Raw genomic sequence first — 22,786 nt, 5'->3', positions numbered from 1 at the left:
TAAGTGTCACTGCTTGCCTATCGCTGCTGCGCTTGAATTCCAAGGGTAGAGTGTCTCACACGAGAGGTCTTCGTCAGTTGGGTGGGCGCCGGGACAGCAACATCGGGCCGTAAATTACTACAAACCCAAGGAAGCCCAGTATCCAGGCTGTGCCCGCAAGGTGATAGAGTGTCTCGGCACCAGTGGGCCAAACTCCAGCGGCAACACGGGCGATAACTGAAACTGGAACGGTTAGAAACACTGCCACAGTGCCCGGACCTGCACTTAGTACGTTGCCGGAGTGACCCAGGGTGGCACGCGCCATTACCGCCACTGTCATTAGCGGCAGCGCGCCGCCCATCCAGATATGTTGGGCTGCGGCAGGCAAGATCGCGCTGGGCCAAAGGATCGCGGTGCCAAGACCCCAGGCGCCTAAGGGGATAAAGCCATACCCAAGATGCAGCACCCATAGTAGTGGCTCGGACCGGGTCTGCAGCGAACACCAGCGCGCCAATCGGACGGCATGCAATACACCAAACAACAGGAACGCTGCTCCGGCATACAGGCTATCGGGCTGTGCCACCCAGAACCCCAGCACAAAAACTGAATACAGTAACACCAGCTTATCGAACTTCTGCATTGGTGGTGCAGGACGGACGTCAGAACCGGACTTAACCAACCAGTTGCGGGTGAACGATGGGACGATACGCCCACCGATGACTGAGATCATCAAGACCCCAGCTGCCAGTCCGATACGCAGACCATATCCTTTGGCCGCATATTCGCCGCGCGCGGCCTCAATATGGAATACGGCGTTACCCAGGACCAACAGGGCCAGCATTGCTAGTACGATCAGGTTGCGCCAGTTTTTACCAGCCACGATCTCGCGGGTCATGACCGTCGCCAATGCGACCATTGCGGACAGGTCCACCAGTGCCACCAACAAAGGTGGCAGCGCGGAAGAAAACAAAACCGCAAGTCGGCCCAGCACCCACAGCACCACCAGCCCCCCAAGGGACCAGCCCACCACTGGTAGGCGTCCTGTCCAGTTCGGCACTGCTGTTAGCATGAAACCGGCAACAATTGCGGGAAGATAGCCAAACAGCAAGGCATGAGCGTGCCAGCTGACAGGGTCGAATACGGATGGCAGGGATAGAGTTCCTGTTAGGCTCAGGATCCACAGCACCATGGCCAGCCCAGCCCACAAAGCGCCCAGCAGAAAGAAGGGTCGAAATCCATAGGACAGGAGCGCAGGCCCATGCCATTGGCGCATCTGCTGGGCGGTAGAGGTCGACATTTGAAAGCTCCTGAGATCTGTTTGCTTCACAATAGCGAACGGGAACCGTTGCGACCTTGCGATAAAACAAACATCCAAGGTTCAGCTTCATCCCAGCAAGGTCAGCCAAAACCAGACCGTAAACAAACAGGACCCTGTCGCAATCAAGACGGACGATGCAGCCACTCGTTTCGCACGTCCGTACATATTGGCAAAGATATAGGCGTTGAAGCCGGGTGCCATGGCAGAATTTAGAACGCCGGAACGGAACAGATCCTGCGGCACAGCCAGCGAGGAGCCAAACATCCAGACCAGCGACGGGTGGACAAGCAGCGAGGTCGTGCAGACAAATGCTATCGTTCGCATATCACCCTCGGGGCGATATTTCACCAACACACCACCAAGAGCAAACAACGCAGCGGGTAGGGCAGCGCGGATCAGAAGTGAGAGAGCTTCGTCAATAGCGCCTGGAATGTACAACCCGGTCAGGTTAACGACAAACCCCAAGCCAATCGCCAGGATGAGTACATTTTTGAACATGGCTGAAAACACAGAGGACAAGGTTTTGACGCCACCCGACCCTCGGTTGCGCACGACCTCCATCACGGTGATGCCAAGTCCGTAGCAAAACGGAGCGTGAAAGGCGATGATGGCGAAGTTGCCAGTCAGATTATCAGCGCCATATGCGCGCTCGGTGATTGGCAGACCAAGCAGGACTGAATTGGAAAACAGGCAGCAAAACCCAATGACAACGCAGTCTTCCCATTCCCGCTTGAATATCAGACGAGCCCCAGCGATTCCAATGGTAAAGCAGATTGCAGCACCCGCGTAAAAGCTGGCCAAGAGGCGCAGATCAAAGCTTGCTGCCAGGTCTAGATTGGCAATCGCGCGAAATAGTAGGCAGGGAATAGCAAAGTTCTGGGTGAACTTCATCAACCCATCAACGTGATCCTGTGTGAAGTAGCCAGCTCTGGTGGCGCTATAGCCAGCGCCGATAACCAAAAAAACCGGGAGGATAACATCAATCAGGTTCTGAAACATCTACTGCCTGCAATAAATGACGAAGGACAACAGCCTCCAGTGCGAAAGGGGTTGGCAAATTGAAACTGTGGAGTTCAAATTGGATACCTAATCACCATACCATCATAGGCAGGTGTGATGTTGCCCGGGGTCTCTGCCTCTACAGTGGCATAATCCAGATCAATATGCATATTGGTCAACACGGCACGACGGGGGGCCATTTTGGCAATCCACTCAAGTGTTCGGTCATAGTGGAAATGTGTTGGGTGAGGTTTACGACGCAATGCGTCGACGATCCAGCAATCGAGATCTTTCAACTCTTCAAGCGCATCGTCATATATTTCGGCAACATCGGGTAGGTAAGCCAGGTCACCAATGCGAAACCCCAGTGCATCAATCGAGCCGTGATTAACACGGAAAGGACGGAAATCAATCTCGCCCCCCGGTCCGTCGATGGTTACGGTTGTATCGATGCTGCGCAGGTCGAGGATTGGCGGGTATGGCGAGCCCTCGGGTTGTACAAAGGCATAGCCAAAACGGGACAACAGTGCGTTCTGAGTATCCCCGTCAGCATAGACCGGCACCCGTTGGCGCATGTTGAACACGACCATTCGCAGATCGTCGATGCCATGCACATGGTCAGCATGGGCGTGGGTATACAGAACCGCATCCAGACGCCCTGTACCGGTACCCAGCAATTGGCTGCGCATATCAGGTGTCGTATCGATCAGAACCGTTGTGGTTCCATCAGGCCCGTCGCGTTCCACCAGCATCGAGCAGCGACGGCGATTGTTGCGCGGATTGTTGGGATCACAATCACCCCAATGACCGCCCAAGCGCGGCACGCCGCCGGAAGAACCGCAGCCCAGTATGGTAAAGCGCAATTCACCCATTAGGCAGGAACCGTATAGGCCGCAGCCTTGCTGAACAGGCGCTCGAAATTTTCTTGGGTGCGGGCTGCAAAATCTACGTAATTCAGGCCAAAGACCTCAGCTCCAATGCGAGCGGTGTGGGCTGTATAGGCCGGCTCGTTGCGTTTGCCACGGTGGGGCGGCGGTGCCAGATAAGGAGCATCGGTTTCCACCAAAACCCGTTCAATCGGGGCCGCTGCAAAAATATCGCGGATTTCCTGGCTTTTGGGGAAGGCCGCGATGCCTGACATCGACAGGTAGCAGCCAAGGTCCAGCGTGGCGCGGGCCAGTTCGGGTGAGGACGAGAAGCAATGCATGACGCAGGAAAACGCACCGTTGTTCATTTCTTCAGTCAGGATGCGAGTCATGTCTTCATCTGCAGCACGCGAATGGATGATCAAGGGCAGGCCGGTTTCACGCGCAGCAGCGATATGGATGCGCAGGCTGTCTTTTTGAACTTGAGCGCTGTCAGCAGTATAGTGGTAATCCAGTCCGGTTTCGCCAATACCTACAAACTTGGGATGTTTGGCAAGTGCTAGAAGTTCGTCGAGCGTGGCCATTGGTTCAGACGCGGCGCTCATCGGATGTGTACCTGCAGCGTAGAATACGGGAGCATGAGCTTCGGCAATAGCACGGACGTTGGGTTCGTTTCTGAGCTTGGTGCAAATGGTCACCATGCGCGTCACCCCAGCCTCTGCGGCACGGGCGACAACTGAGTCCAGTTGGCCTTCGAAATCAGGAAAATCCAGATGGCAGTGGCTGTCAGTGATCTGTGGAGTGTCAGTGGTTTGGGTCATGCCTGTCTCTGTCGCGGATGCGTCGGTGCGGACCGTCGGTGGTCTAGCGGGACGCTGTTGTTTGCATCTTGAAAACGGTATCTAGGACAAGCGCTGCAGGGTCAAGGTTCACGGCTTGACCGTGGCGGACCCGCGCCGTGACTTCAGCTGCCAGGTCAGCCCAGACGCGGGCCGCCTGCGGAGTGGGAGACAGGCGGTTTAACATGTTTGCCTCATCCGGTGCTGCCTCAGGCGCTGGCGGGGCTCCGATGGCACCGGTACGTGCCAGACGGGCCAGCGCCACGTCAATCAGAGTGAGCAGCAGTTCGAACTTATCGGACGCACCGCGTTGGGCAGCTGCTTCAGCCAATGCCATGGCGCGCGGGCGGTCGAGGCGGGGCATCGAAGCGAGGATTTGCACCAGCTCAGCATAGATTTGCAATCCTCCTAGGTTTAGCAGGCGCAGGGCTGCCCCAACGGATCCGGCTGCAAGTGCCGCGAGGTGATCCGGGTTATTCGGGAGTTCTGCACCGGACTGTGTCAGCGCTGATTGCATGTCGTCGGGGGTAAGAGGCGACAGGCGCAGAGTGCGGCAGCGCGAACGGATCGTGGGCAGCAGACGTGACGGTTGGTGCGAGATCAGCAGTAGAGTGGTGCGCGCAGGTGGTTCTTCGAGCATTTTCAGCAAAGCATTGGCAGCACTTGTGTTCATGTCGTCGGCGGCATCAACAATCACCACGCGGCGGCCTCCGTCGGTGGCTGAAAGGCCGAAGAAGCGGTTCAATGCTCGGATGTCATCGACTACGATCTGGCTGCGCAGTTTAGTCTTGTCGTTGTAGCTGCGGGTGATCGCGGCGAGACCCGGTTCGGCCAAAGCCTGAATGCGGTGTGCGACCGGATGGTCTGGGTGGATGTCCAGCGTTTCCACCGGGGGCGGCGCGCCGAACAAGCCATCCTCGGCGGGGGGCGTGGCCAGCAAAAACTGGGCGATGCGCCAGGCAAGGGTGGCCTTGCCAATGCCTTGGGGGCCAGTGAGGAGCCAGCCGTGATGCAGGCGATCAGAATTGAAGGCCGTCAAGAAAGCGGTTTCGGCGTCTTCCTGGCCAAACAGTTGTTCGGTTTCGCGCGGGTGTGGCGCACCGGGAGCCTGATCGGCGCGCGGCAAGTCTTCGTCTACCGTTTTGCCTTTCATGACAATGCAGCCCGAGCTTGGGTCAGAACATCGGCGGCAACTGCGTCAAGAGATTGAGTGCCATCGATCACCCGAAACCGGGGTGAAAACTCTTGAGCCAAGGCCAAGAATCCTGCGCGCATTTTTAACTGAAGTTCGAGGCCAAAATCTTCGAACCGCTCTTCGGCTGTCTGTCGGCCTTTGGCACGAGACAGGCCAATTTCGGGATCCATGTCGATCAGGATGGTCAGGTCTGGTTCCCGGCCAATCATCATCTTATGCAGTTTGTCGACCTGTGCTCTCAGATTGCCACGCGACAGACCCTGATACATCCGGGTGCTGTCGGCGAAGCGGTCACAAATCACAACTTTCCCGGCTGCCAAAGCTGGTTCAATTGTGCGTTCCAGGTGGTCGCGTCGGGCGGCTGTGAATAACAAAAGCTCCGTCTCAGCGGACCAGCGGTCTGGGTCGCCTTCAAGCACCAAACGGCGAATTTCTTCGGCACCGTTGGATCCACCTGGCTCGCGGGTCAGAACAACCTCGTGGCCCTGTTCGCGCAAAGTTTCGGCTAGCAGACGACATTGGGTGGATTTACCCGAACCGTCGATACCTTCAAATGTCAGAAACAGGCCGTTCGTCGGAAGTAGTGTCACATTGCCCCCTCGGGACCGGTTAGAAATCGTGAAACCAGAATATCTGCCGCACTCATGACGCGAACCAGAAAGCCGCCACTAGGCACATCTTTGGCTGCGACAAGAGGGAGGCGTATTTCAGGTAAATCTTCGGGTTTCAATACAAGTTTGGCAAGTTCTTGACCTTTTACGATTGGTGCTTCGATAGGGCCAGTATAGACCACTTCTGCATTGATTTGTTTGCCTGACAGAGCAGGCAGTAACACGGTCAGGTCTTCCGCAGGAACCAGTCCTACGGTTTTTTCCGTGCCCCTCCAGACTTCGGCCTGAGCCACCGGAACAGAGGCTTTCGCGATGGTTTTGCTGGCAAATTGGCGAAACGACCAGTTAACGAGGGCTTCGGCCTCCTCTGCGCGGGCCGCGGTGCTGTTTAGCCCCGATACGACAAATATGACGCGTCGATCACCCTGAATTGCGGAGCCGACCAGACCATAGCCTGCCTCGGAAGTGTGACCCGTTTTTAACCCGTCTGCACCAATGCCAAGACTAAGCAAGGGGTTACGGTTTCTGGTGTTCGAAGGAGCTCTGCCGTCAAACTTGAACTCGGTCTCCGAGAACAGAGGATAGTACTCCGGGAAATCTTCGATCAGATGTTCTGCCAAAATAGCCAGATCTTGCACTGACATCCGATGTCCGGCAGCAGGCCAACCATTGGCATTGGCAAAGGTCGAATTCATCATACCCAACTGCTGGGCCCGCTTGGTCATGTAACGGGCAAAGCCTGCCTCGGTACCGTCGGGGCTAAGTGCTTCGGCCAGAACCACGCAGGCGTCATTACCTGACAGGACAATGATGCCGCGCAGCAGATCTTCGACACGAACCCGGTCAGTTGTATCCAGGAACATGGTAGACCCGCCGTAACTCATCGCATGCTCGCTAACAGGTAGCTGCTCGTCCAAGGTCAAGCGCCCGTCACGGATCGCTTCAAAGGCAACGTAAAGCGTCATCAGCTTGGACATCGAGGCGGGTGGCAATGGCTGTTCGGCGTTTTTTGCCAACAAAACGGTGTCAGTTCGCTGGTCTAGAACATAGGCGGCGCGGGCCTTGGTCTCGAACGCAGACGCTGACAGCACGGATAGCCCGAGGAACAAACCGCCCACCGCAACCATCCTAGCCGAGGATTTCAGGATCTTGATCATAGCTGTACCCTCCAGCGCTTAGTTAGTGACGGCATAGGCATCTGAAAAGCCTGCGGATTTGACCTTTTTCAGAAGTGCCGAACGCTCGGAATTGCTTTGAGCGGGGCCAACAACGACGCGCCAGAATGGTTTACCATTCGACGTTTGCTCAATAACCGTAGGGATCATTCCGGCATTCCGCATCTGCCCGGCCGTGCCCTTGGCGTTGGCTTCCACGCTGAAAATTCCAATTTGAATGTAGGGTTTGGCAAGCGGTGACACCTTGGCTGGTAACGTGGAACTCGATGTCGGAGCCGTGGGGGCTGCCGGTGTTGATGCCTCAAGCGCGGCTGCCGCACCCGCGATAGGATCAAGCTGGGTTTGTGAGATGTCGCCACTTGTATCTGAATTGGGTTCAAGCGTAGCGACCTCTACGTCTGCCGCGTCTTCAATTGTGGGAGTTTCATCAACCGTTTCACGGCGCAAAGCAGTCACATTCAATTCAACAGGCGCACCGGCTAGCATTCCCAAAGCGGCAGCGGCATCTGACGACGCCTGAAGCCTGGGACCGGGAATTTCGCGCTCGCGCCGAAACAAGGCGCCAATCACAAACTTACCGTTGGCACTGTTACGAATGATGACACGTTCCGGATCTTTGGCATCTGGATGTGCCACCCAGACACCGCCAAGGGAAGGCCGGCCATCCCACAGACCGGCTTCAGTGACTTGGAAAACATCCGGTGCCTCGACATCGCGCTCAACAAGTTTGGTGCTGTTGCTCGCTACTGGGGCACTGTCACCTGCACTGTCATTGGATTGCAGGAAGCTGGGCATGGCACCTTCTTCACATGCAGCCAATAGTGCAAGGCTCATAACGGCAATCGTAAGGCGCGCTGCCTGGGATCTCGTCACCTTCGCGTCACTCATAATCTATTCCTTGCCTGTCTTGTGGACGTCGTTACGCCCCGTGCCGGTTGCCCCGGTTGGCCCTCTATTGGCGCCACCATAGCGCGTGCTGGGTATCATGAAAAGTCTGTCCTGTGAGCTCGGCAAGAAATCCCCGTATCAAGCTATTTTAAGTGTTTTTTGTTTTTCGCTTGCCAGTGTTCGAAACAGCGCCTAAACCCCACTTCGACCGGGGAGGTGGCAGAGTGGTCGAATGCGGCGGTCTTGAAAACCGTTGAACGTGAGAGCGTTCCCAGGGTTCGAATCCCTGTCTCCCCGCCACTCATCAAATGTCAGGTCTAGGCGCCCCATTTCGCCAAAAGTTTTGACATTCGGGTAAGCCCAACTTCCAATTTTGCAGAAGCACCGCCGCCAACTCCTAGTCGGATGTGGTTCGAAAGCCCGTAGGCGCTGCCTGGAAGCAGAAAGGTCTTGTATGGCGCAGCCAGCAGGCGTTTTGCGAAGGTGTCACTATCAATTCCCTCTGCCAGCCGTGCCAAACCTATCAATCCTGCCTCGGGTCGGTGCCAGGATAATTTGGGCTCAGCACTGATGTATGCGTCCAGATACTCCAATGTAGCCATGCTATCGTCTCGCGCTTTGGCCAAAGCTTGGCTTAGCTGATCTGGGCGCAGAGCAATTTCTGCTATCACTTCCCCCATGACATTCATGATTTCACTGCTGTTCTCCCGCAAGACAATCGCGTCCATCACCATGTTTTTGTCACGGCAGATAAGCCAACCGGTGCGTAGCCCCTGCAACCCCAAGGCCTTGGACACGCTGCCTGTGGTAATTCCGCGCTCATAGAGCCCCGCAATCGACGGCGCTCTGTTGGTTGTCCATTCCAGACCAGCATAAACCTCGTCAACGATCAACCACGCGCCAACCCTGTCAGCAATCTGCGTAATCCGAAGAAGCTCTTCTTGGCTCAACAGTTTGCCGGTTAGGTTGTTTGGGTTGGTCAGGAAGATCAGCCGGGTTTTCTCGGTGACGAACTGTTCCAGTTGATCCAGCGGCAAAGCCCAACCTGCGGCTTCATTTCTTTCGACCAGTTTGACTGTGGCTCCTCTGGCTTTGGCCAAAACTTCTATCTGCGGCCATCCAGGTGTTTCTGTGATAATTTCATCACCGGCGTCGACAAGTTGCATGAACGCCAGGTAATTGGCTTCGGCAGCGCCAGCGGTAACTAACACGTCATCAGCAGTACATATCGTGGCCAAACCAGCCTGATCGATGACACGCTGGCGCAGGGATGGCAGGCCTCGAAAGGACTGTAGATTCCAATCGAGAGACATTTCTGGGTCAAGATCATCCAGAAAGTCACCCAGTTTTGGCGACTCGGCCAGCGAAAAACCAATAAAGGCTTCGGGATCAGTTTCGGTTGTATCAAGCAGATACTGGAACAGGGTATGAATCTTGACTTTCATCTGTGACCCGCGATGGTTGGAGCAGCAATGAGGGGATGTTATGCAAGCCAAAGGTTATTTGAAAGGGCGACCGATCTCGTTGCATGTTCTGGATTACGGACTGTTCAAAGTGCATGCAAACGGTAGAGTTATCGGCATTTGCGGGTTTCTGATCCAGACAGACGCAGGTGAAACCATTCTGGTCGATACCGGGTTTCCGCAAAAATATGCCGTGGACAAAGCCGCAGCCACTGAACAGGACAGGCTGTATGAGTTTGGCGAAGTTCTGGAGTGTGAGATGGTCAATATGCCTGCGGCACAGCTTGCCTTGGCAGGGATAAAACCAGATCAGATTGATCTGCATGTTCTGACACACACCCATATTGACCATGTTGGCGGTCTTGGTGATTTTCCGCAGGCCCCAGTTTTGGTTTCAAGTGCAGAGCGACGTTTGCCCAGACCGCTTTACTGGGGGGATGTCCAGCCGCTTGAATGGCCAGATCAAGAGTACTTGGTGATTGAAGACGACGTTGAGGTGGGCCCGGGGTTTCGTGTTCTCACCTCACCGGGTCATGCGCCGGGCCAGTTGGCGCTGATGTTGGAACTGCCAGAAACAGGGATGGTTTTGCTGACCAGTGACGCGATCTCGCGCCCCTCTGAAATCGACGAGAAGTTTGCCGGATCCTGGGACGAGGCAAAAGCCATTGCAAGCGCAGATCGCTTGATGCGTATGGCTAAAGAAACTGGAGCGTTTGTGATCTATGGGCATTCGCCCGAGCAATGGCCAAACCTCAAGAAGTCGCCCGAAGCATACACCTAACGCACGTCCCGCCCTTGGTTGAGAATGATGATATTGCCGCTGGAGATATCCCCGGCAGGTGAAATCAGGAAGGCAACCCAACTGGCAATTTCAGACGGATCCATCGCACGCCCGTGTGGCATTGCCGATATTGCCTGCTGTAGGACCTCATCCGTTAATACATCAAACAACGGAGTGGTGGTCATGGCAGGAGCAATCGAATTGACCGCGATTTTTTCAGCCGCATACCGCCGCGCAAGATCTTTGGTCAAAGTGTCCATTGCTGCTTTGCTGGCGCGGTAATGTGGTGGGTCAAAAACATCAAAATTATAGGCGCCGTTGGATGAAATGTTGATAATTTTTCGCACGCCTGGACGATCCATCATTATGGGAACCGCTTGCTGGCAACAATAAAATGCTGAATTGAAGTTTATCGCCAGTTGACTGTTGAGCTCCGACGCCGGGATATTCGGGAAATCGGACATCAGGCAGGTTCCGGCATTGTTGACCAATGCATCCAACCCGCCGTGCTGGGACTTAATGTTGGCGAAGGCCTCTGCAACTGCGGTGGCATCTGTCAGGTCAACGGCCAAGCTGTGAAAACCATTACCGATGGCCATCGACGTTTCTTCGAGCCTTTCTGCGGATACATCCAGTCCGACCACGGTCAGCCCGTCTTGCACCAGTTTGAGGGAAATCGCGCGGCCCATTCCGCCACCTGCTCCTGTAACGACCGCAACCTTGCCCAGCATGATGATTTCTAACCCCGAATTGTCTTTTGCAAATTTAAGGAGGACGCTAGACTTTGAAATGCCATTTGTACAGGCAACTTCAAGTTTGGTTGGTTGCGCTAGAACTGGCTGTTCGCCTCTGTTCGAATGACCGTCAGTACAGGGCCTTCCTTACCAATCTCAATCAGGAAAGACGCTTGGCAACATTTGCCGCGCGGCAGGTGTTGGCGCGTTACGCGACGAAGTTTCGCCCACCGCCCAGCACCCTGACATTTGAAGCGACGGTCTATATTCTGAATTCATAGTGACCAAATTCAGACGGTCACGGTGACCTTGTTCAAGCCACTTGGCGCATCAGCATTTTCACCAAGATTGCAGGCCAGTTTTTCTACGAATTTGTAGAATCCAATAATCTGGACCAGTGGTTGCAACAACGGGTGATTTACATCTGGAACATCCAGATGGTCGGGACTGTCTGCAAGAGGGGTCACCACAAATGCTGCGGCTTCACGCTCGGTCATGGTCTGGATTACTGCCCGAATTGACTCTTGTGTTTCGTCTTGGCTATCAAAAACCAGGCTCGCAAACCGGTTGTCAGCTAAGACTACAGGTCCGTGAAGAAGCTCGGCGGCTGAGAACACCTCGGCGTGAATCCGGCAGGTTTCTTTCAATTTCAGTGCTGCTTCAGCTGCAACAGCCAAACCGGGTCCACGACCAACCGTAAACACGGATCCAGCGCGAGCCAGTGACAGTTGGGCGTTGCTCCAGTCTTTGTTCAAGGCGAGTTTGGAGACATCGGGAAAACTGCGCAGGGCTGATTCTAACTCGGTGTCATCGGTAAAGCCAGCGGCAAAACCAAGGATGGCAAACAGGGTGCTGACAAACGACTTGGTTGCGGCAACCGCTTTTTCTGGTCCGGCAAGAACGTCTAGAACCATGTCAGCAGATCCGCCAACGGGGCTATCGGCTTCGTTCAAAAACGCAAGTGTTTGCGCGCCACCCTGTTTTGCTGCTGCCTGTAAGGCAACCAGGTCGGGGCTGCCCCCCGATTGCGAGATTGTTATGCAAATAAGATCCTGCAATTTCAACTGTGTCTTGTAGACCGAGGCAATTGATGGCCCGATGGAGGTCACAGGCAGTCCTGTCCGGGTTTCCATCACATATTTGAAAAAAGTTGCAGCATGATCGGATGTCCCGCGTGCGCAGGTCACAAAACCACGGGGGTTTGTTCGGGCTGCTTGCCGACCAGCTAAAAGGTAGCTGTCCAGTCCTTGTTGGACCTGACGGTGCAGGACCTCGGGGATCTCAGCCACTTCGCGTGCCATTATGGTGCCAATCATTTTCGTATCCATATCAGGCGACTCCGGTGATCATTGAGACTATTTCGTTTTTGTCGGTTTTTGCGGTTTCTCGAATGCCGATCTGTTGACCACGGCGCAGCACGCAAATCCGGTCGGAAAGGCGGAACACCTGATCCAGGCTGTGGCTGATGATCAGAATGGCGAGGTTCTTTTTCTTGAGATTCTCGATTAGGTCTTCGACCCGGGCGGTTTCCGCGACGCCAAGTGCAGCGGTGGGTTCGTCTAACAAGATCAGTTTGCTGGCCCAATGGGTGGCACGGGCAATAGCGATGCCCTGCCGCTGGCCACCACTCAGCTGGCTGATTGTCGAGCTTGCTGAGGGAATGCGCACATCCAACTCGTCCACCAGCTCTTGCGACTCGCGTCGCATACGGTCCTTATCCAACAAGCCAAACGGTGGTTTGGTTAGCTCACGACCCAGAAACATGTTCATGAATACCGGCTGTTGATCTGCCAGAGCCAAGTCCTGATAGACCACTTCGATACCCTTGCTGCGGGCAGAACTGGCATCGCTGAAGGATGTTTCTTCGCCGTCCAACTCGATTGATCCCGATGTTGGGGTATAAACCCCGGACACGATCTTGATCAGGGTGGATTTACCCGCGCCGTTGTCTCCAACCAGTGCTACCACTTCGCCTGCCTTCAGGTTCAGAGAGAAGTCTTGAATAGCGACAACACCGCCAAATGCCTTGTGAATATTGGTCAGGGACAACACGTTTTGTTCAGCAGTCATGACAAAGCCTTTTCTGGCCAGTCAACGGCCTGTCCGAAGATATTTTCGATGGTGGTGACCTGCGGGTTTCCGCTGGAAACGCCCGAAACGCCAACCACATTGGCGCGGGTGACAAAGGCTTGACCGCGAAAGCCAAAGACAACGGTGTCGCCGGTTTTGGGTTTCACATCCCCAGTTGCATCGATCATGCCGTAATAGTCGATGGCAGCATAATCGGGGATTTCTACACTGGCCAGATCCTTGCGGGCGCTGGTTGGTTGCGAGGATACAAGCGCCTTTACATCATATTTCGGAAACACCGGATCAACATACAGACCTCCGCCAAAGCAAAATGCATTGCCGCCGTGTTGATGAGAAACCTCGGACAGGTACAACACCGCCGGCTCTTCAGGTAGATCTTCCATTGCGTGCAGCGGTGTGGTGCCATGCAGCGCATTGCCGGGTTCACATTGGGTGGCGCCTGCCGCAGCAAGGGCAGGCAGGACGGCTGCCGAATTGGTGCCAGGAGCGTTGATTTCAATGTCGGTGCGACCTGCCGCAGCCAGCGCTGCTGCCGCTCGTTTCAGGGTGTCCAGATTGGGTGTTGGTTTGACGCTGCGGCTTTCCAGATCAAACAACAGGGCTGGAAAGGTGGTGATGCCAGCAAAACGCGCGCCCTCCAGCGCATCAATCTGATCTGCGACTTCACAGATATCTTCGGCTGCAAATCCGCCCTCGTGACCGCGATAGAAGGTATCGCCTTGCGTTTGGATGCGGGCCAAAATGTTCTGAACGCGACCGGCTTTGGCCGCAGCTGCCGCTGCTTCCTTTGCCTTGTCGTGGCTAAACACGGTCCAGTAGTCCGGTTTGAGCTGGCTGGCGGCAAAGTCTACGCCGCCGCGCGGTACTTGTACCAAGTGGCCAAGGTGGCCGGTTTTTAACCCCGCGCGATGGCAGGCGACAGCACAATCCATATCCACGGCAACCGACCGCGCAATGCCGCCACGGATCAAGGCCTGGCAAAATCCAGAATGCCGGGCGACCTGTTTGGTCATGGCAAAGGTTTTAAGTCCCAGTTTGGTTGCGGTCTCAGAAAAAGTTTTAGCGTTGCGTTCAACGGTGTCGAGGTCAAGCACATATGAGTTGGCCGGGATCTTACCTTGTTGATGCAGCTCCATGGCAGCTTCGATAAAAGCTGGGTTGCGGCGTATGAGAGTGTCGAGAAACATTTCCTGCTCCTTTCTTAGCGGTTGCTGTCGCGCAGCGACAGAGCGACGGCGACGAGAATGATGAGGCCTCGGACGATCATCTGATCGGAGACCTTGAGGTTCATCAAGATCAGTCCATTGTTCAGCATCCCCATCAGGAGTGAGCCGAGCAGGGCGCCGATAACTGAGCCTTTTCCTCCGTTTAGGGCAGTGCCACCTACGATTACAGCGGCGATCACGGTCATCAGGTCACTTTCACCCAGGGTGTATTTCGCGGCCTGAAGGCGTCCGGCATAGAGCAACCCGGCCAAACCGGCACAGCCGCCGCAGATCATCATGACGTACAGACGCACGCGCGGTACTTTGATGCCTGACACCTGTGCGGCGCGGGGATTGTCTCCGGTGGCCAGAACATGGGCACCAAATCGGGTATGGCGGTAGATCAGATGGCCAACGGCAACGCCGATCACTGTCCATATCACCAGAGACGGGACTGAGAACAATTTGCCGGAGCCAAAGATGCCCGTAAATGTATCGTTCATTACTGGAATGGACCGCAGGTCGGTCATCGAGCGAGCGATGCCTGCAAACAGACCCATGGTGGCTAAAGTGACCAGGAACGAAGGCAGTTTCAAATATGCAATCAGGACACCGTTGAAGGCTCCGATACCCATGCCAACGCCCAGACCTACAGCAACGCCGAAGGGTAGTGGGTAATCCTGTAATATGACTGCACAGGACAATGCAGAAACTGCAACGATGGACCCGAAACTGAGGTCGATTTCGCCTGCGGACAGGGCAAAGACCAGTCCAATAGCCATGATCGTGGCAGGTGCTGTTTGCAGCACGATGTTTGTCAGATTTCGCTGGGTCAGAAACCCATCGTCATAGAGGGTGACGGCGAAGAACAGGAAAATGGCAAGGAAGCCGAAATAGACAACCGCTTGCTGGAAGTCCAATCCGTTCAGGCGTGAGGTGACGCGGGTCATGTCAGTCTTTCAGAGTCGGTGTTTGCAGGAATGAGGGGCGCTCATGCCCCTCGCAAGAAGGCAAGAAGAGTGTAATCAGCGCAGGCTTTTGGGTGCTTCGGAGTGCAGGGATTTCACCCAGAGATCCGCCACGTTGTTTGGTCCAATGGTCAGTGCATCTACCACAGGGAACGGGGCAACCGCCCAGCAGAACGTGACTTTTTCTGCTGGGCAATTTCTTGATTTAGTTGCTGGTTGTCAGGCTTGCCGGAGCGTTGATATGCAGGGACTGCATCCAGCCTTCGGCGACGTTGTCAGCTGTAACCGTGACAGCAGGAGCCACTACAAATGGGGGCACGTCTTGGTCCAACAGGTCCAGAACAGCAGCAGCAGCCATTGCACGACCCAGTTCATAAGCCTCGTCTGCGATGATCGCCGCAACGTTGCCGCCACGGACCATGTCTAGCGCAACGGGTTCGGACAAATCCAGCGTTACGATCTTGGTGGTTTTGTTACCATTTGCACGCAGGGCCGCCAGTACACCTTCGGCTGGGCCAGCCCAGGTGACGTAAATGCCGCCAAGGTCTGGGTTGCGTAGCAACATAGCATTGGCAATTTCTTCCGCGCGGGCAGGGTCGGTGATCCCCTGTTCAGCAACGATCGAGATGTTTGGATAGTCGTTTTCAATGGTTGTTTTAAACGCGTTGTCGCGCTGATTGGTGACATAATAGCTGGCATCGTGATAGATCCAGCCTACCGTGCCGGTCCCACCCATTGATTTGGCCAGTGCATCCGCCGCCTGTTTGCCCATCTGGAACAGATCATCGGTCACAATAGCCGCATAGTCGGCAGGGTGCTCATATCCAGAGGGCAAGTTAGACAGAAACACCAGTTTGATGCCTTCGGATTTGGCTTCTTCGAAAGCCGCAGCCGAAGTTACAGGGTCAAGAGGAAGTGACAGGATGATGCTGGGATTTTTGGCCAAAACAGTTTCAATATCACTACGCTGTTTGGCGGCATCAAATCCGGCGCTTGTGGTCGCAACCACTTTGATGTTCAGGCGTTCAAATTCGGCAGTGGCACCGGCGGTCACGGCGTTCACAAAATCGGACTGATCGTGCCACAACAGGGCGGCAGTGTGATTGCCCGCTCGCACGGCTTCGACATCGGCGTCTGCAACGGCAACGACATTGGATGGGGTGGCAGTTTCGCCCTGTGGTCCCATGGTTTGGGCCAAAGCTGGCAGGGTGGCCAGCGCAAAGGCCGCAGCAGACAGGCAGGTTTTTGTTAGATGTTTCATTGAGTTCCTCCTTGTTATTCTTCGTTGCCTGTCTCGGTGCCACAGTAGGCAACCATAAACAGGGCAAATGAACGGACTGCTGCCAGATATTCATCGACATTGACGCGTTCATTGAATGTGTGGGCGACACTGATGTCGCCCGGTGCGCAGTAGACCGTTGGGCAGCCAATTTCGTTCACCAGAAACGGCGCCTCTGACCAATAGGGGGCACCACCAATCTGGCCTCCACTAGGGTGCTCTTGTTGGACGCATTCGGCCAGCAAACGCGCGGCGTCATGGTTTGGGTCGATTTCAACAGGTGAGCCACCAAACGGATGATCCCGGCCGGCGGGGTATTCCATTTCTACTGAAATCCCGTCGCTTAAGTCTGCTGAATTTACAACCTCTTCAAACTGGGCAACGGCTTTGTCCAGCTCTTCACCAGGGCGTAGTTTACGAATGACCGACAACGAACACTGACCGGGGACGGCAATGTATCCGCCGCCTTTGATGTCAGTCACCAAAATTCCTGAGGGGCCGACAAAATCATGTGCTGGACCAGACGTGAGCTCTTCTTCGTGCTGCCAAAGAGCGGACAGGATTTTGTGGCTCGCTTTCAAGGCATCAACCCCATCCTCTGGGGTGCCAAAATAAGCTGACTTTCCGGTCACTTTGATATCGGCGATGAAAAAGCCAATTTGTGCGGTGTAGACGTTGAGCTTGGTTGGTTCGACATAGATCGCAAAATCGGGTGTCGAGATTTCACCCTGTTTGACCCGTTGCACAAGATCCTTGGCACCGGCGCTGACACCCAGTCCGGGTTCACCACTTTCTTCGTCACCGATAAAGGCAAATGAAACTTGCCCTCGTAGTTTGATGTTGGCAGCATCCAACAAACGCAACGCCGCCAGTGAGGCGCAGATTCCAGCTTTGAGATCACAGGCTCCGCGCCCCCAGATTTCACCATCAATTTCGACAGCGCCAAACGGGTTCTCGCGAGTTTGACCTGCCCAGGCTTCGGACCAGCCCTGTACGTTTACCGTATCTGTATGGCCGACAAACATCAGGTTGGGTCCGGGTTCGGACCCTTTACGCTGACCCCAAATGTTTGGGCGGCCCGGCAGGAATTCACCAGTGATAGGTTCTAGCCCAGTAACCGCCAAGACTTCTTGCAGATGCTTAACAAAGTTAGCTTCGGAGCCTGTTATGCTTTGCTTGCCTATTGCTGCCTGCAGCAATTCAACATCTGCAAGATTGTCTTGGGCTGCTCGTAACTTGGAATTTATAGTCTCGTTGATCATGTCACGTCCTCAAGGTAGGTTTTGACATGGGGTGGTGGAACGACAATTTGTGCCCCCGGAAGACCGCCTGAAAACAGGGCAATGTGGAGGCGCGACAGGGCAATGGAGGTGCCGCCTGCAAGGGCGGCGTGATTGCCCAGAATAGAAGGTTCAACCGGAATAGAGCGGGGGAAGCAGCGGTCAATTTCTGGCTTGATCAGGCTGACCAGCTCTTCGCGTGCGCCGATGGAGCCGCCGATGATAACACAGGCTGGATCAATTACCGATGCGATTGCAACCACAGCGCGTGCGATATAGCTGGCAACGGTTTCCAGAACCTGTTTAGCGTGGGCATCACCGGCGAGGGCCGCGTCAAATACAGCAGGGACGTTTTTGTTGGTGCCGGTTAGTTGGAAATAATGGCTGGTGATCGCCTGCGTTGCTGAAACCCGTTCCAGAGCACCTGTTGTTTTGCTGTCTTCCTCAAACGGATCAGCTCCAAAAGGCAAAAATCCGACCTCGCCTGCTGCGCCAGAAGCGCCGCGTACCAATTTGCCGCCGATGACAACACCAGCACCAATTCCTGTGCCAATTGATAGATAGACCAGATCATCTTTGTCGCCCTGATGGGTCATCCAGTGTTCACCCAGAGCCGCCAGATTCACATCGTTCTCGACAAGGACCTCAATGCCAAGCCGCTCATTCAACAGTTCGGGGAAATTGACCGCATCGACGCCCTTGATATTGGGGGCCATTTTTACATGGCCTGTTTCAGCCTCGGGGACACCGGGTACTCCAACAACTGCAACCCGAATTTTTTCTTGTTCGATATTATGAGATGTGGCGGTTTCAAGAATAAGACGCCCGATTTGATCAACGACAGCTTCACCACCGCTTTGAGTGGTGGGCTCAACCATTTCAGCAACAACTTTTCCAGTTAGGTCACATAGGGCGGTGCGTACTTTGGTTCCACCCAGATCGACACTGGCAACCAGCGCGGCCTCGGGCACAATTTCATACACCACTGCGCGGCGACCGACATTTCCTTCGGTACGCCCAACGGTTTGTACCCAACCATCTTTTTCAAGCGAGGACACAATCTCCGAAACTGTTTGTTTGGATAGGCCCGTCATCTTGGCGACGCTTGCGCGCGATATGGGGCCATAGGATGTGATGGCCTGAACAACCGAGCTGAGTGTCATGCGTCGCGATAGGTTGGATTGATCAAGCACAGTGGGCCCCTATTAGTTCGTCTACCTACCGAACTAATAGAAATCACACGTTTGAGTCAACTCATTTTGCGATGACTTTTTGTATGCCGCGTCGATTTGGTCTACCTGTTGAGCTGGAATTGCAGAGGTGTCAGGGGGAATATTCTTGAGGAGAAAGGGGAGAATTGTTGCGCTTCAATATGACGAAACATTTTTCTTTCAAATACTTACAGAGAGGTTCGACACTAATCAGGCTAGCGGAAATAGATTTGGCTCGCGTCCCTTCGAAATACCGAAGTGCAGTTAGGTAAACAGAACGACTTCAATGAAGATTGATTGTTGGGATTGAGGGTGTGAATTTCCGATGCCGACCATAAACTCCTCCAGTGAGCAACCAAACGCCCGAGGTCAACGGCTTACATGTTGGCAGATTTCTTGTTCGACGGGACAGAAAGCATTTGAACTTCACGACCAGACACGCGAAAAATCCCGTCGGCCTGAATGCGCGTGAACAGGCGTGACACGGTTTCGGTTTGCACTCCAATCAGGTCGGCAAGGTCTGAGCGCGACAGTGGTAGTTGCATATGCAGAAACTGCCCGGTTCGCTCACCATGCGTCTCCATCAACCTAAGCAGTATATCTGATAACCGTTGCTTGTTTGACGTTGTTGCTGCGGCGATAATCCGTTCGTGATTGCGGTCAATTTCCTTTATACAGCGTGACGCTAAACGGGTCAGTACTGATGGATTGCCCTGCACGACATGTCGTGCATCACGTTGGGCTACGGTGCAAACGCGAGAGCCGACAAGCGCGCGTGCTTCGGTACGGTGTGGGCGAGATTCGAGAAAAGACCGAAACCCAATGATTTCCCCCGGATACGCCAGCCGCATCAACGTTGATGTTCCGTCATGGTGTTGGGTGCGTAGCGCAATTAGACCTTTGGAGACGCAGAACACACCACGGTTGTCGTCATCCTGATAATACAGGGATTGTCCCGCTATAAGATCCCTGCGCGAAAATCCTCGCGACAGAACGGATACGCAACTGGATGACACAGGCTGCCATATGCTGTCCCTGTAAAATGCGCAGTTTCCGCAAGGGTGTGAACTATTCGATTGGTCCGGCATTCCGCTCCTCGGATCAGATATCATACAGCTGAATAGGCATAACTGCCTGACCTGTGTTTGATGCTGGTCAATAACACCTGCGGTTCGGCCTGATTTAGATAAGAAAACCAGCCATCGAGCCAAGATTTTGATGATCGTCAATTACAAAACCCAGAGGCCAAGAGAAAATCGTCCAACTTTGACCATTTTCACAATCGGGGAAACCGAATTGCTGGACCATGACCTGATCAGACTGCCAGATGCACCGCCTAAGCCTGCGTCACGACAGGGGCGGGTCTCTCTCTGGACCTATTTCCGGCAATTCAAAAAGGACATTCTGTCGGCCCAGCCTGCGCATTTGTATCGCGCCTGGATGGCTGAAATGCGAACGCCGTTCCTTCGATCATACTTGTGCAATGATCCGGCATTGGTCGATCTTGTTCTGAAGCAACGAGCGCAAGATTTTCCAAAATCCGAACGCATCCGGGTTGGTCTGAAGCCGCTGTTGGGGGAGTCGGTTTTCATCTCGAATGGTGAGACTTGGGCACGTCAGCGTCGGATCATAGATCCGGCATTTGAAGGAGGTCGAATTCGCAAGGTGTTCCCGTCTATGTGGGACAGCGGCGTTGCGGCCGTTCAACGGCTGAAGCCCATGGCGGATGGTTCCCCGGTGGAAATTGAGGCTCAGACCAGTCACCTCGCAATGGATGTGATCTTTCGCACCTTGTTTTCGGTGCCCATTGAACATGAAATTGCAAACGCAGCGTTTGAGGCCTTTCGCCAGCATCAGGCGGCACAACCGGTTGCTAATGTTGCAGCCATACTACCGCTGCCGCAGTGGTTTCCTCGTTTCCATTCACGCCAAACCAAGGAAACGGCCCGTAGAATCCGTGCGCTGATTGGACAACTGACCCAGCAGCGCGCCTGCGCTATTGCCGATGGCACCGCCCCAGATGACTTGGCAACCAAGATCATGATCACCCCAGATCCCGTAACCGGCAAGGTGTTTGAAACCGAAGAGATGATTGACCAAGTCGCGATTTTCTTTCTTGCCGGGCACGAAACCTCGGCTGCTGCACTGGCCTGGGCGCTGTATCTGATAGCGCGCTATCCTGAGTGGCAGAATAAACTGGCGGCGGAGGCACTTGAGACGATGGAGCCCGAGAAAATTTATTTCTCAACGCTGTCCAAACTCCGCCATTCTCGTTCTGTCTTTCGCGAAGCAATGCGTCTGTACCCCCCAGTGCCGATGTATGTCCGCGAGGCGGCCTGTCCGGAACAGTTTCGCGGCCGTGAAGTCAAGCGCGGCTCTCAGGTTATTCTTAGCCCATGGCATTTGCATCGTCATGAACGGTTGTGGGATCGACCTGATGAATTTGATCCGGGCAGGTTTGATACCCCTAACGGCAAGGAATGCATGCGGTCGGCCTACATCCCGTTTTCAGCAGGCCCTAGGGTTTGCCCCGGTTCGGCCTTTGCGATGGCGGAAGGTGTGTTGCTTCTGTCGATGCTGGTGCGGGCCTATCGGTTTGAGCTGGTCGAGGGGGATACGCCAATACCTGCCGCTCAGCTTACCGTGCGTTCGGCCAATGGTATTCGGTTGCGCCTGACCCGACGGGCGGAAAAGATCAACAAGGAGAGCGGCACATGACACTGTCCACTACTGATAGCAAGGGACGGCTAAACGCCTGGCCCTATTGGATGACACTCACCTTTGTTCCACTGGTGGTTCTGGCGGTTCTGTTTGGGGGGTGGACCATCCTTCTGATCCCAATCTACGGCTGGGTGCTGATGCCTTTGCTGGACGCCGTGGTGGGTAAGGACCTGCGCAACCCGGACCCAGAGACCCCGGACGCCGAATTGTTTTGGTTTCGTTTGCTCACCTGCATTTGGTTTCCAGTACAATTCGCCTTGGTATTTGGAACGCTCTATTACCTTACGCGCGTCGGCCAGTATTCAACATTGGAAACGCTGGGCATCATGTTTGGTATTGGCGTCACCACTGGCACCGTTGGCATAGTCTATGCACATGAGCTGTTCCACAAATCCAACCGGGTCGAGCGCGGGTTGGGGGACCTGTTGATGGCGCTGGTGCTGTATGGGCATTTCCGAACCGAACACCTGTTGGTCCATCATCCTTATGTTGGCACACCGCGTGACACTGTGACAGCCCGCTATAACGAGGGGTTTCACCGGGCCTACGCGCGTATCTTACTGACAGGCTTCGGATCGGCATGGCGTGCGGAAAAGGCGATGTTGGCCCGGCGCAAACGTTCACCATGGCATCTGTCCAATCCTATTTGGAAATATCTCGGGCTACAGTCAACGTTTCTAGCCATCGCATTTGGTATTGGCGGTTGGGCCGGTGTGGGTCTGTTTGTTTTTCAGGCTTTTGTTGCGATCTGGCAGTTGGAGCTGACCAACTATGTCGAACACTATGGGCTGACGCGCAAACATCTGGGTGATGGAAAATATGAGCCTGTACGGCCGCATCATTCCTGGGATTCAGCACACCGTGTTTCAGGGTTGCTGTTGATCAATCTGCAACGTCATGCTGACCACCATGTTCATCCAATGCGGCGTTTTCCGCTGTTGCAGGTCTATGACGAAAGCGAAGTTCCGATGTTGCCAACTGGCTATCCGCCGATGACAGCACTGGCAATGATCCCGCTTCTGTGGCGGCGAGTGTTCAACCCGCGCGTCCGGGCTTGGCGCAAAAAGTTCTATCCCGAGATCGAAGATTGGAGCGCATACAAAAACGGCACGTTACCGAAACCGAAGGGTGCCGGGTGATCAAACATTTGCGATCAACCCACGGGGATCGCGCTTGCCATTGA

21 protein-coding genes and 1 tRNA gene are annotated in these 22,786 nt (G+C 54.7%); 4 read left to right on the top strand and 18 right to left on the bottom strand.

The window, feature by feature from the left end; genetic code table 11:
* Positions 1-73 precede the first annotated feature (73 nt).
* From GO984_RS12670 to GO984_RS12635, 8 genes are all read right to left on the bottom strand, one after another.
* Complete coding sequence (locus GO984_RS12670; protein WP_157022891.1) at positions 74-1,276, bottom strand: NnrS family protein; 1,203 nt, start codon at positions 1,274-1,276, stop codon at positions 74-76.
* Between the two features lie 87 nt (positions 1,277-1,363).
* Complete coding sequence (locus GO984_RS12665; protein ID WP_157022890.1) at positions 1,364-2,296, bottom strand: AEC family transporter; 933 nt, start codon at positions 2,294-2,296, stop codon at positions 1,364-1,366.
* A 74-nt stretch (positions 2,297-2,370) separates the two neighbouring features.
* Entirely contained in the window at positions 2,371-3,168 is a 798-nt protein-coding gene (locus tag GO984_RS12660; protein WP_157022889.1) for an MBL fold metallo-hydrolase, read from the bottom strand.
* Entirely contained in the window at positions 3,168-3,983 is an 816-nt protein-coding gene (locus GO984_RS12655) for a TatD family hydrolase (protein WP_157022888.1), read from the bottom strand. Before GO984_RS12655 ends, GO984_RS12660 begins: the two co-directional genes overlap by 1 nt.
* Positions 3,984-4,026: 43 nt before the next feature.
* Positions 4,027-5,154 (bottom strand): DNA polymerase III subunit delta', encoded by a 1,128-nt coding sequence (locus GO984_RS12650; protein WP_157022887.1) that lies wholly within the window; start codon positions 5,152-5,154, stop codon positions 4,027-4,029.
* Positions 5,151-5,786, bottom strand: coding sequence for a dTMP kinase (tmk, locus tag GO984_RS12645; protein WP_167740322.1), 636 nt, complete (start codon positions 5,784-5,786; stop codon positions 5,151-5,153). Before tmk ends, GO984_RS12650 begins: the two co-directional genes overlap by 4 nt.
* Positions 5,783-6,934, bottom strand: coding sequence for a D-alanyl-D-alanine carboxypeptidase family protein (locus GO984_RS12640; RefSeq protein ID WP_425339651.1), 1,152 nt, complete (start codon positions 6,932-6,934; stop codon positions 5,783-5,785). Before GO984_RS12640 ends, tmk begins: the two co-directional genes overlap by 4 nt.
* Positions 6,935-6,982: 48 nt before the next feature.
* Positions 6,983-7,870 carry an SPOR domain-containing protein gene (locus GO984_RS12635; RefSeq protein WP_157022885.1) on the bottom strand — a complete coding sequence of 296 codons (888 nt, stop codon included), beginning with the start codon at positions 7,868-7,870 and terminating at the stop codon, positions 6,983-6,985.
* 210 nt (positions 7,871-8,080) lie between these two features.
* Between GO984_RS12635 and GO984_RS12630 the strand changes: the two genes are divergently transcribed.
* A tRNA-Ser gene (locus GO984_RS12630) sits at positions 8,081-8,170 on the top strand.
* Between the two features lie 17 nt (positions 8,171-8,187).
* On the opposite strand, the gene GO984_RS12625 is transcribed toward GO984_RS12630, so the two are convergent.
* A complete protein-coding gene (locus GO984_RS12625) occupies positions 8,188-9,315 on the bottom strand; it encodes an aminotransferase class I/II-fold pyridoxal phosphate-dependent enzyme (protein ID WP_157022884.1) in 1,128 nt (375 codons plus the stop codon).
* Between the two features lie 40 nt (positions 9,316-9,355).
* Here GO984_RS12625 and GO984_RS12620 point away from each other — a divergent pair, with 40 nt between their 5' ends.
* Positions 9,356-10,114 carry an N-acyl homoserine lactonase family protein gene (locus GO984_RS12620; protein ID WP_157022883.1) on the top strand — a complete coding sequence of 253 codons (759 nt, stop codon included), beginning with the start codon at positions 9,356-9,358 and terminating at the stop codon, positions 10,112-10,114.
* Here GO984_RS12620 and GO984_RS12615 read toward each other — a convergent pair.
* The 9 genes from GO984_RS12615 to GO984_RS12575 form a co-directional block, all read right to left on the bottom strand.
* Positions 10,111-10,845, bottom strand: coding sequence for an SDR family NAD(P)-dependent oxidoreductase (locus GO984_RS12615; protein ID WP_157022882.1), 735 nt, complete (start codon positions 10,843-10,845; stop codon positions 10,111-10,113). The two genes, GO984_RS12620 and GO984_RS12615, sit on opposite strands and share 4 nt — an antisense overlap.
* A 293-nt stretch (positions 10,846-11,138) precedes the next feature.
* A complete protein-coding gene (locus tag GO984_RS12610) occupies positions 11,139-12,176 on the bottom strand; it encodes an SIS domain-containing protein (protein WP_209279410.1) in 1,038 nt (345 codons plus the stop codon).
* 1 nt (position 12,177) lies between these two features.
* A complete protein-coding gene (locus tag GO984_RS12605) occupies positions 12,178-12,918 on the bottom strand; it encodes an ATP-binding cassette domain-containing protein (RefSeq protein WP_157022881.1) in 741 nt (246 codons plus the stop codon).
* Positions 12,915-14,126, bottom strand: a complete 1,212-nt coding sequence (locus tag GO984_RS12600; RefSeq protein ID WP_157022880.1) for an alanine racemase — start codon at positions 14,124-14,126, stop codon at positions 12,915-12,917. Before GO984_RS12600 ends, GO984_RS12605 begins: the two co-directional genes overlap by 4 nt.
* A gap of 14 nt (positions 14,127-14,140) precedes the next feature.
* Positions 14,141-15,094, bottom strand: a complete 954-nt coding sequence (locus GO984_RS12595) for an ABC transporter permease (protein ID WP_157022879.1) — start codon at positions 15,092-15,094, stop codon at positions 14,141-14,143.
* A gap of 223 nt (positions 15,095-15,317) precedes the next feature.
* Positions 15,318-16,373, bottom strand: coding sequence for a substrate-binding domain-containing protein (locus GO984_RS12590; protein ID WP_245231093.1), 1,056 nt, complete (start codon positions 16,371-16,373; stop codon positions 15,318-15,320).
* Positions 16,374-16,387: 14 nt separating this feature from the next.
* The gene (locus GO984_RS12585; RefSeq protein WP_157022878.1) at positions 16,388-17,653 is read right to left on the bottom strand and encodes a M20 family metallopeptidase; all 1,266 of its coding nucleotides are present in this window, start codon (positions 17,651-17,653) and stop codon (positions 16,388-16,390) included.
* Positions 17,650-18,864, bottom strand: coding sequence for an ROK family protein (locus GO984_RS12580; protein ID WP_167740321.1), 1,215 nt, complete (start codon positions 18,862-18,864; stop codon positions 17,650-17,652). Before GO984_RS12580 ends, GO984_RS12585 begins: the two co-directional genes overlap by 4 nt.
* 395 nt (positions 18,865-19,259) lie before the next feature.
* Entirely contained in the window at positions 19,260-19,898 is a 639-nt protein-coding gene (locus GO984_RS12575; RefSeq protein ID WP_342448085.1) for a Crp/Fnr family transcriptional regulator, read from the bottom strand.
* Positions 19,899-20,154: 256 nt separating this feature from the next.
* On the opposite strand from GO984_RS12575, the gene GO984_RS12570 reads away from it, so the two are divergent.
* Positions 20,155-21,600, top strand: coding sequence for a cytochrome P450 (locus GO984_RS12570; protein ID WP_342448089.1), 1,446 nt, complete (start codon positions 20,155-20,157; stop codon positions 21,598-21,600).
* Positions 21,597-22,742 (top strand): alkane 1-monooxygenase, encoded by a 1,146-nt coding sequence (locus GO984_RS12565; RefSeq protein ID WP_157022875.1) that lies wholly within the window; start codon positions 21,597-21,599, stop codon positions 22,740-22,742. Before GO984_RS12570 ends, GO984_RS12565 begins: the two co-directional genes overlap by 4 nt.
* Positions 22,743-22,786 lie beyond the last annotated feature (44 nt).

It is taken from the genome of Parasedimentitalea huanghaiensis (assembly GCF_009753675.1).
In the GTDB taxonomy this organism is placed as follows: domain Bacteria; phylum Pseudomonadota; class Alphaproteobacteria; order Rhodobacterales; family Rhodobacteraceae; genus Parasedimentitalea; species Parasedimentitalea huanghaiensis.
The sequence above is the reverse complement of the archived record's forward strand: the minus strand, read 5'-3'. Positions and strand labels throughout refer to the sequence as shown.

Bases quoted from the DNA above. Each gene is read 5' to 3' on its own strand.
- GO984_RS12650 (WP_157022887.1), bottom strand. From the start codon at position 5,154: ATGAAAGGCAAAACGGTAGACGAAGACTTGCCGCGCGCCGATCAGGCT.
- GO984_RS12615 (WP_157022882.1), bottom strand. From the start codon at position 10,845: ATGCTGGGCAAGGTTGCGGTCGTTACAGGAGCAGGTGGCGGAATGGGC.
- GO984_RS12595 (WP_157022879.1), bottom strand. From the start codon at position 15,094: ATGACCCGCGTCACCTCACGCCTGAACGGATTGGACTTCCAGCAAGCG.
- GO984_RS12610 (WP_209279410.1), bottom strand. From the start codon at position 12,176: ATGGATACGAAAATGATTGGCACCATAATGGCACGCGAAGTGGCTGAG.
- GO984_RS12655 (WP_157022888.1), bottom strand. From the start codon at position 3,983: ATGACCCAAACCACTGACACTCCACAGATCACTGACAGCCACTGCCAT.
- GO984_RS12585 (WP_157022878.1), bottom strand. From the start codon at position 17,653: ATGATCAACGAGACTATAAATTCCAAGTTACGAGCAGCCCAAGACAAT.
- GO984_RS12640 (WP_425339651.1), bottom strand. From the start codon at position 6,934: ATGGTTGCGGTGGGCGGTTTGTTCCTCGGGCTATCCGTGCTGTCAGCG.
- GO984_RS12665 (WP_157022890.1), bottom strand. From the start codon at position 2,296: ATGTTTCAGAACCTGATTGATGTTATCCTCCCGGTTTTTTTGGTTATC.
- GO984_RS12635 (WP_157022885.1), bottom strand. From the start codon at position 7,870: ATGAGTGACGCGAAGGTGACGAGATCCCAGGCAGCGCGCCTTACGATT.
- GO984_RS12600 (WP_157022880.1), bottom strand. From the start codon at position 14,126: ATGTTTCTCGACACTCTCATACGCCGCAACCCAGCTTTTATCGAAGCT.
- GO984_RS12565 (WP_157022875.1), top strand. From the start codon at position 21,597: ATGACACTGTCCACTACTGATAGCAAGGGACGGCTAAACGCCTGGCCC.
- GO984_RS12660 (WP_157022889.1), bottom strand. From the start codon at position 3,168: ATGGGTGAATTGCGCTTTACCATACTGGGCTGCGGTTCTTCCGGCGGC.
- GO984_RS12590 (WP_245231093.1), bottom strand. From the start codon at position 16,373: ATGAAACATCTAACAAAAACCTGCCTGTCTGCTGCGGCCTTTGCGCTG.
- GO984_RS12625 (WP_157022884.1), bottom strand. From the start codon at position 9,315: ATGAAAGTCAAGATTCATACCCTGTTCCAGTATCTGCTTGATACAACC.
- GO984_RS12605 (WP_157022881.1), bottom strand. From the start codon at position 12,918: ATGACTGCTGAACAAAACGTGTTGTCCCTGACCAATATTCACAAGGCA.
- GO984_RS12670 (WP_157022891.1), bottom strand. From the start codon at position 1,276: ATGTCGACCTCTACCGCCCAGCAGATGCGCCAATGGCATGGGCCTGCG.
- GO984_RS12620 (WP_157022883.1), top strand. From the start codon at position 9,356: ATGCAAGCCAAAGGTTATTTGAAAGGGCGACCGATCTCGTTGCATGTT.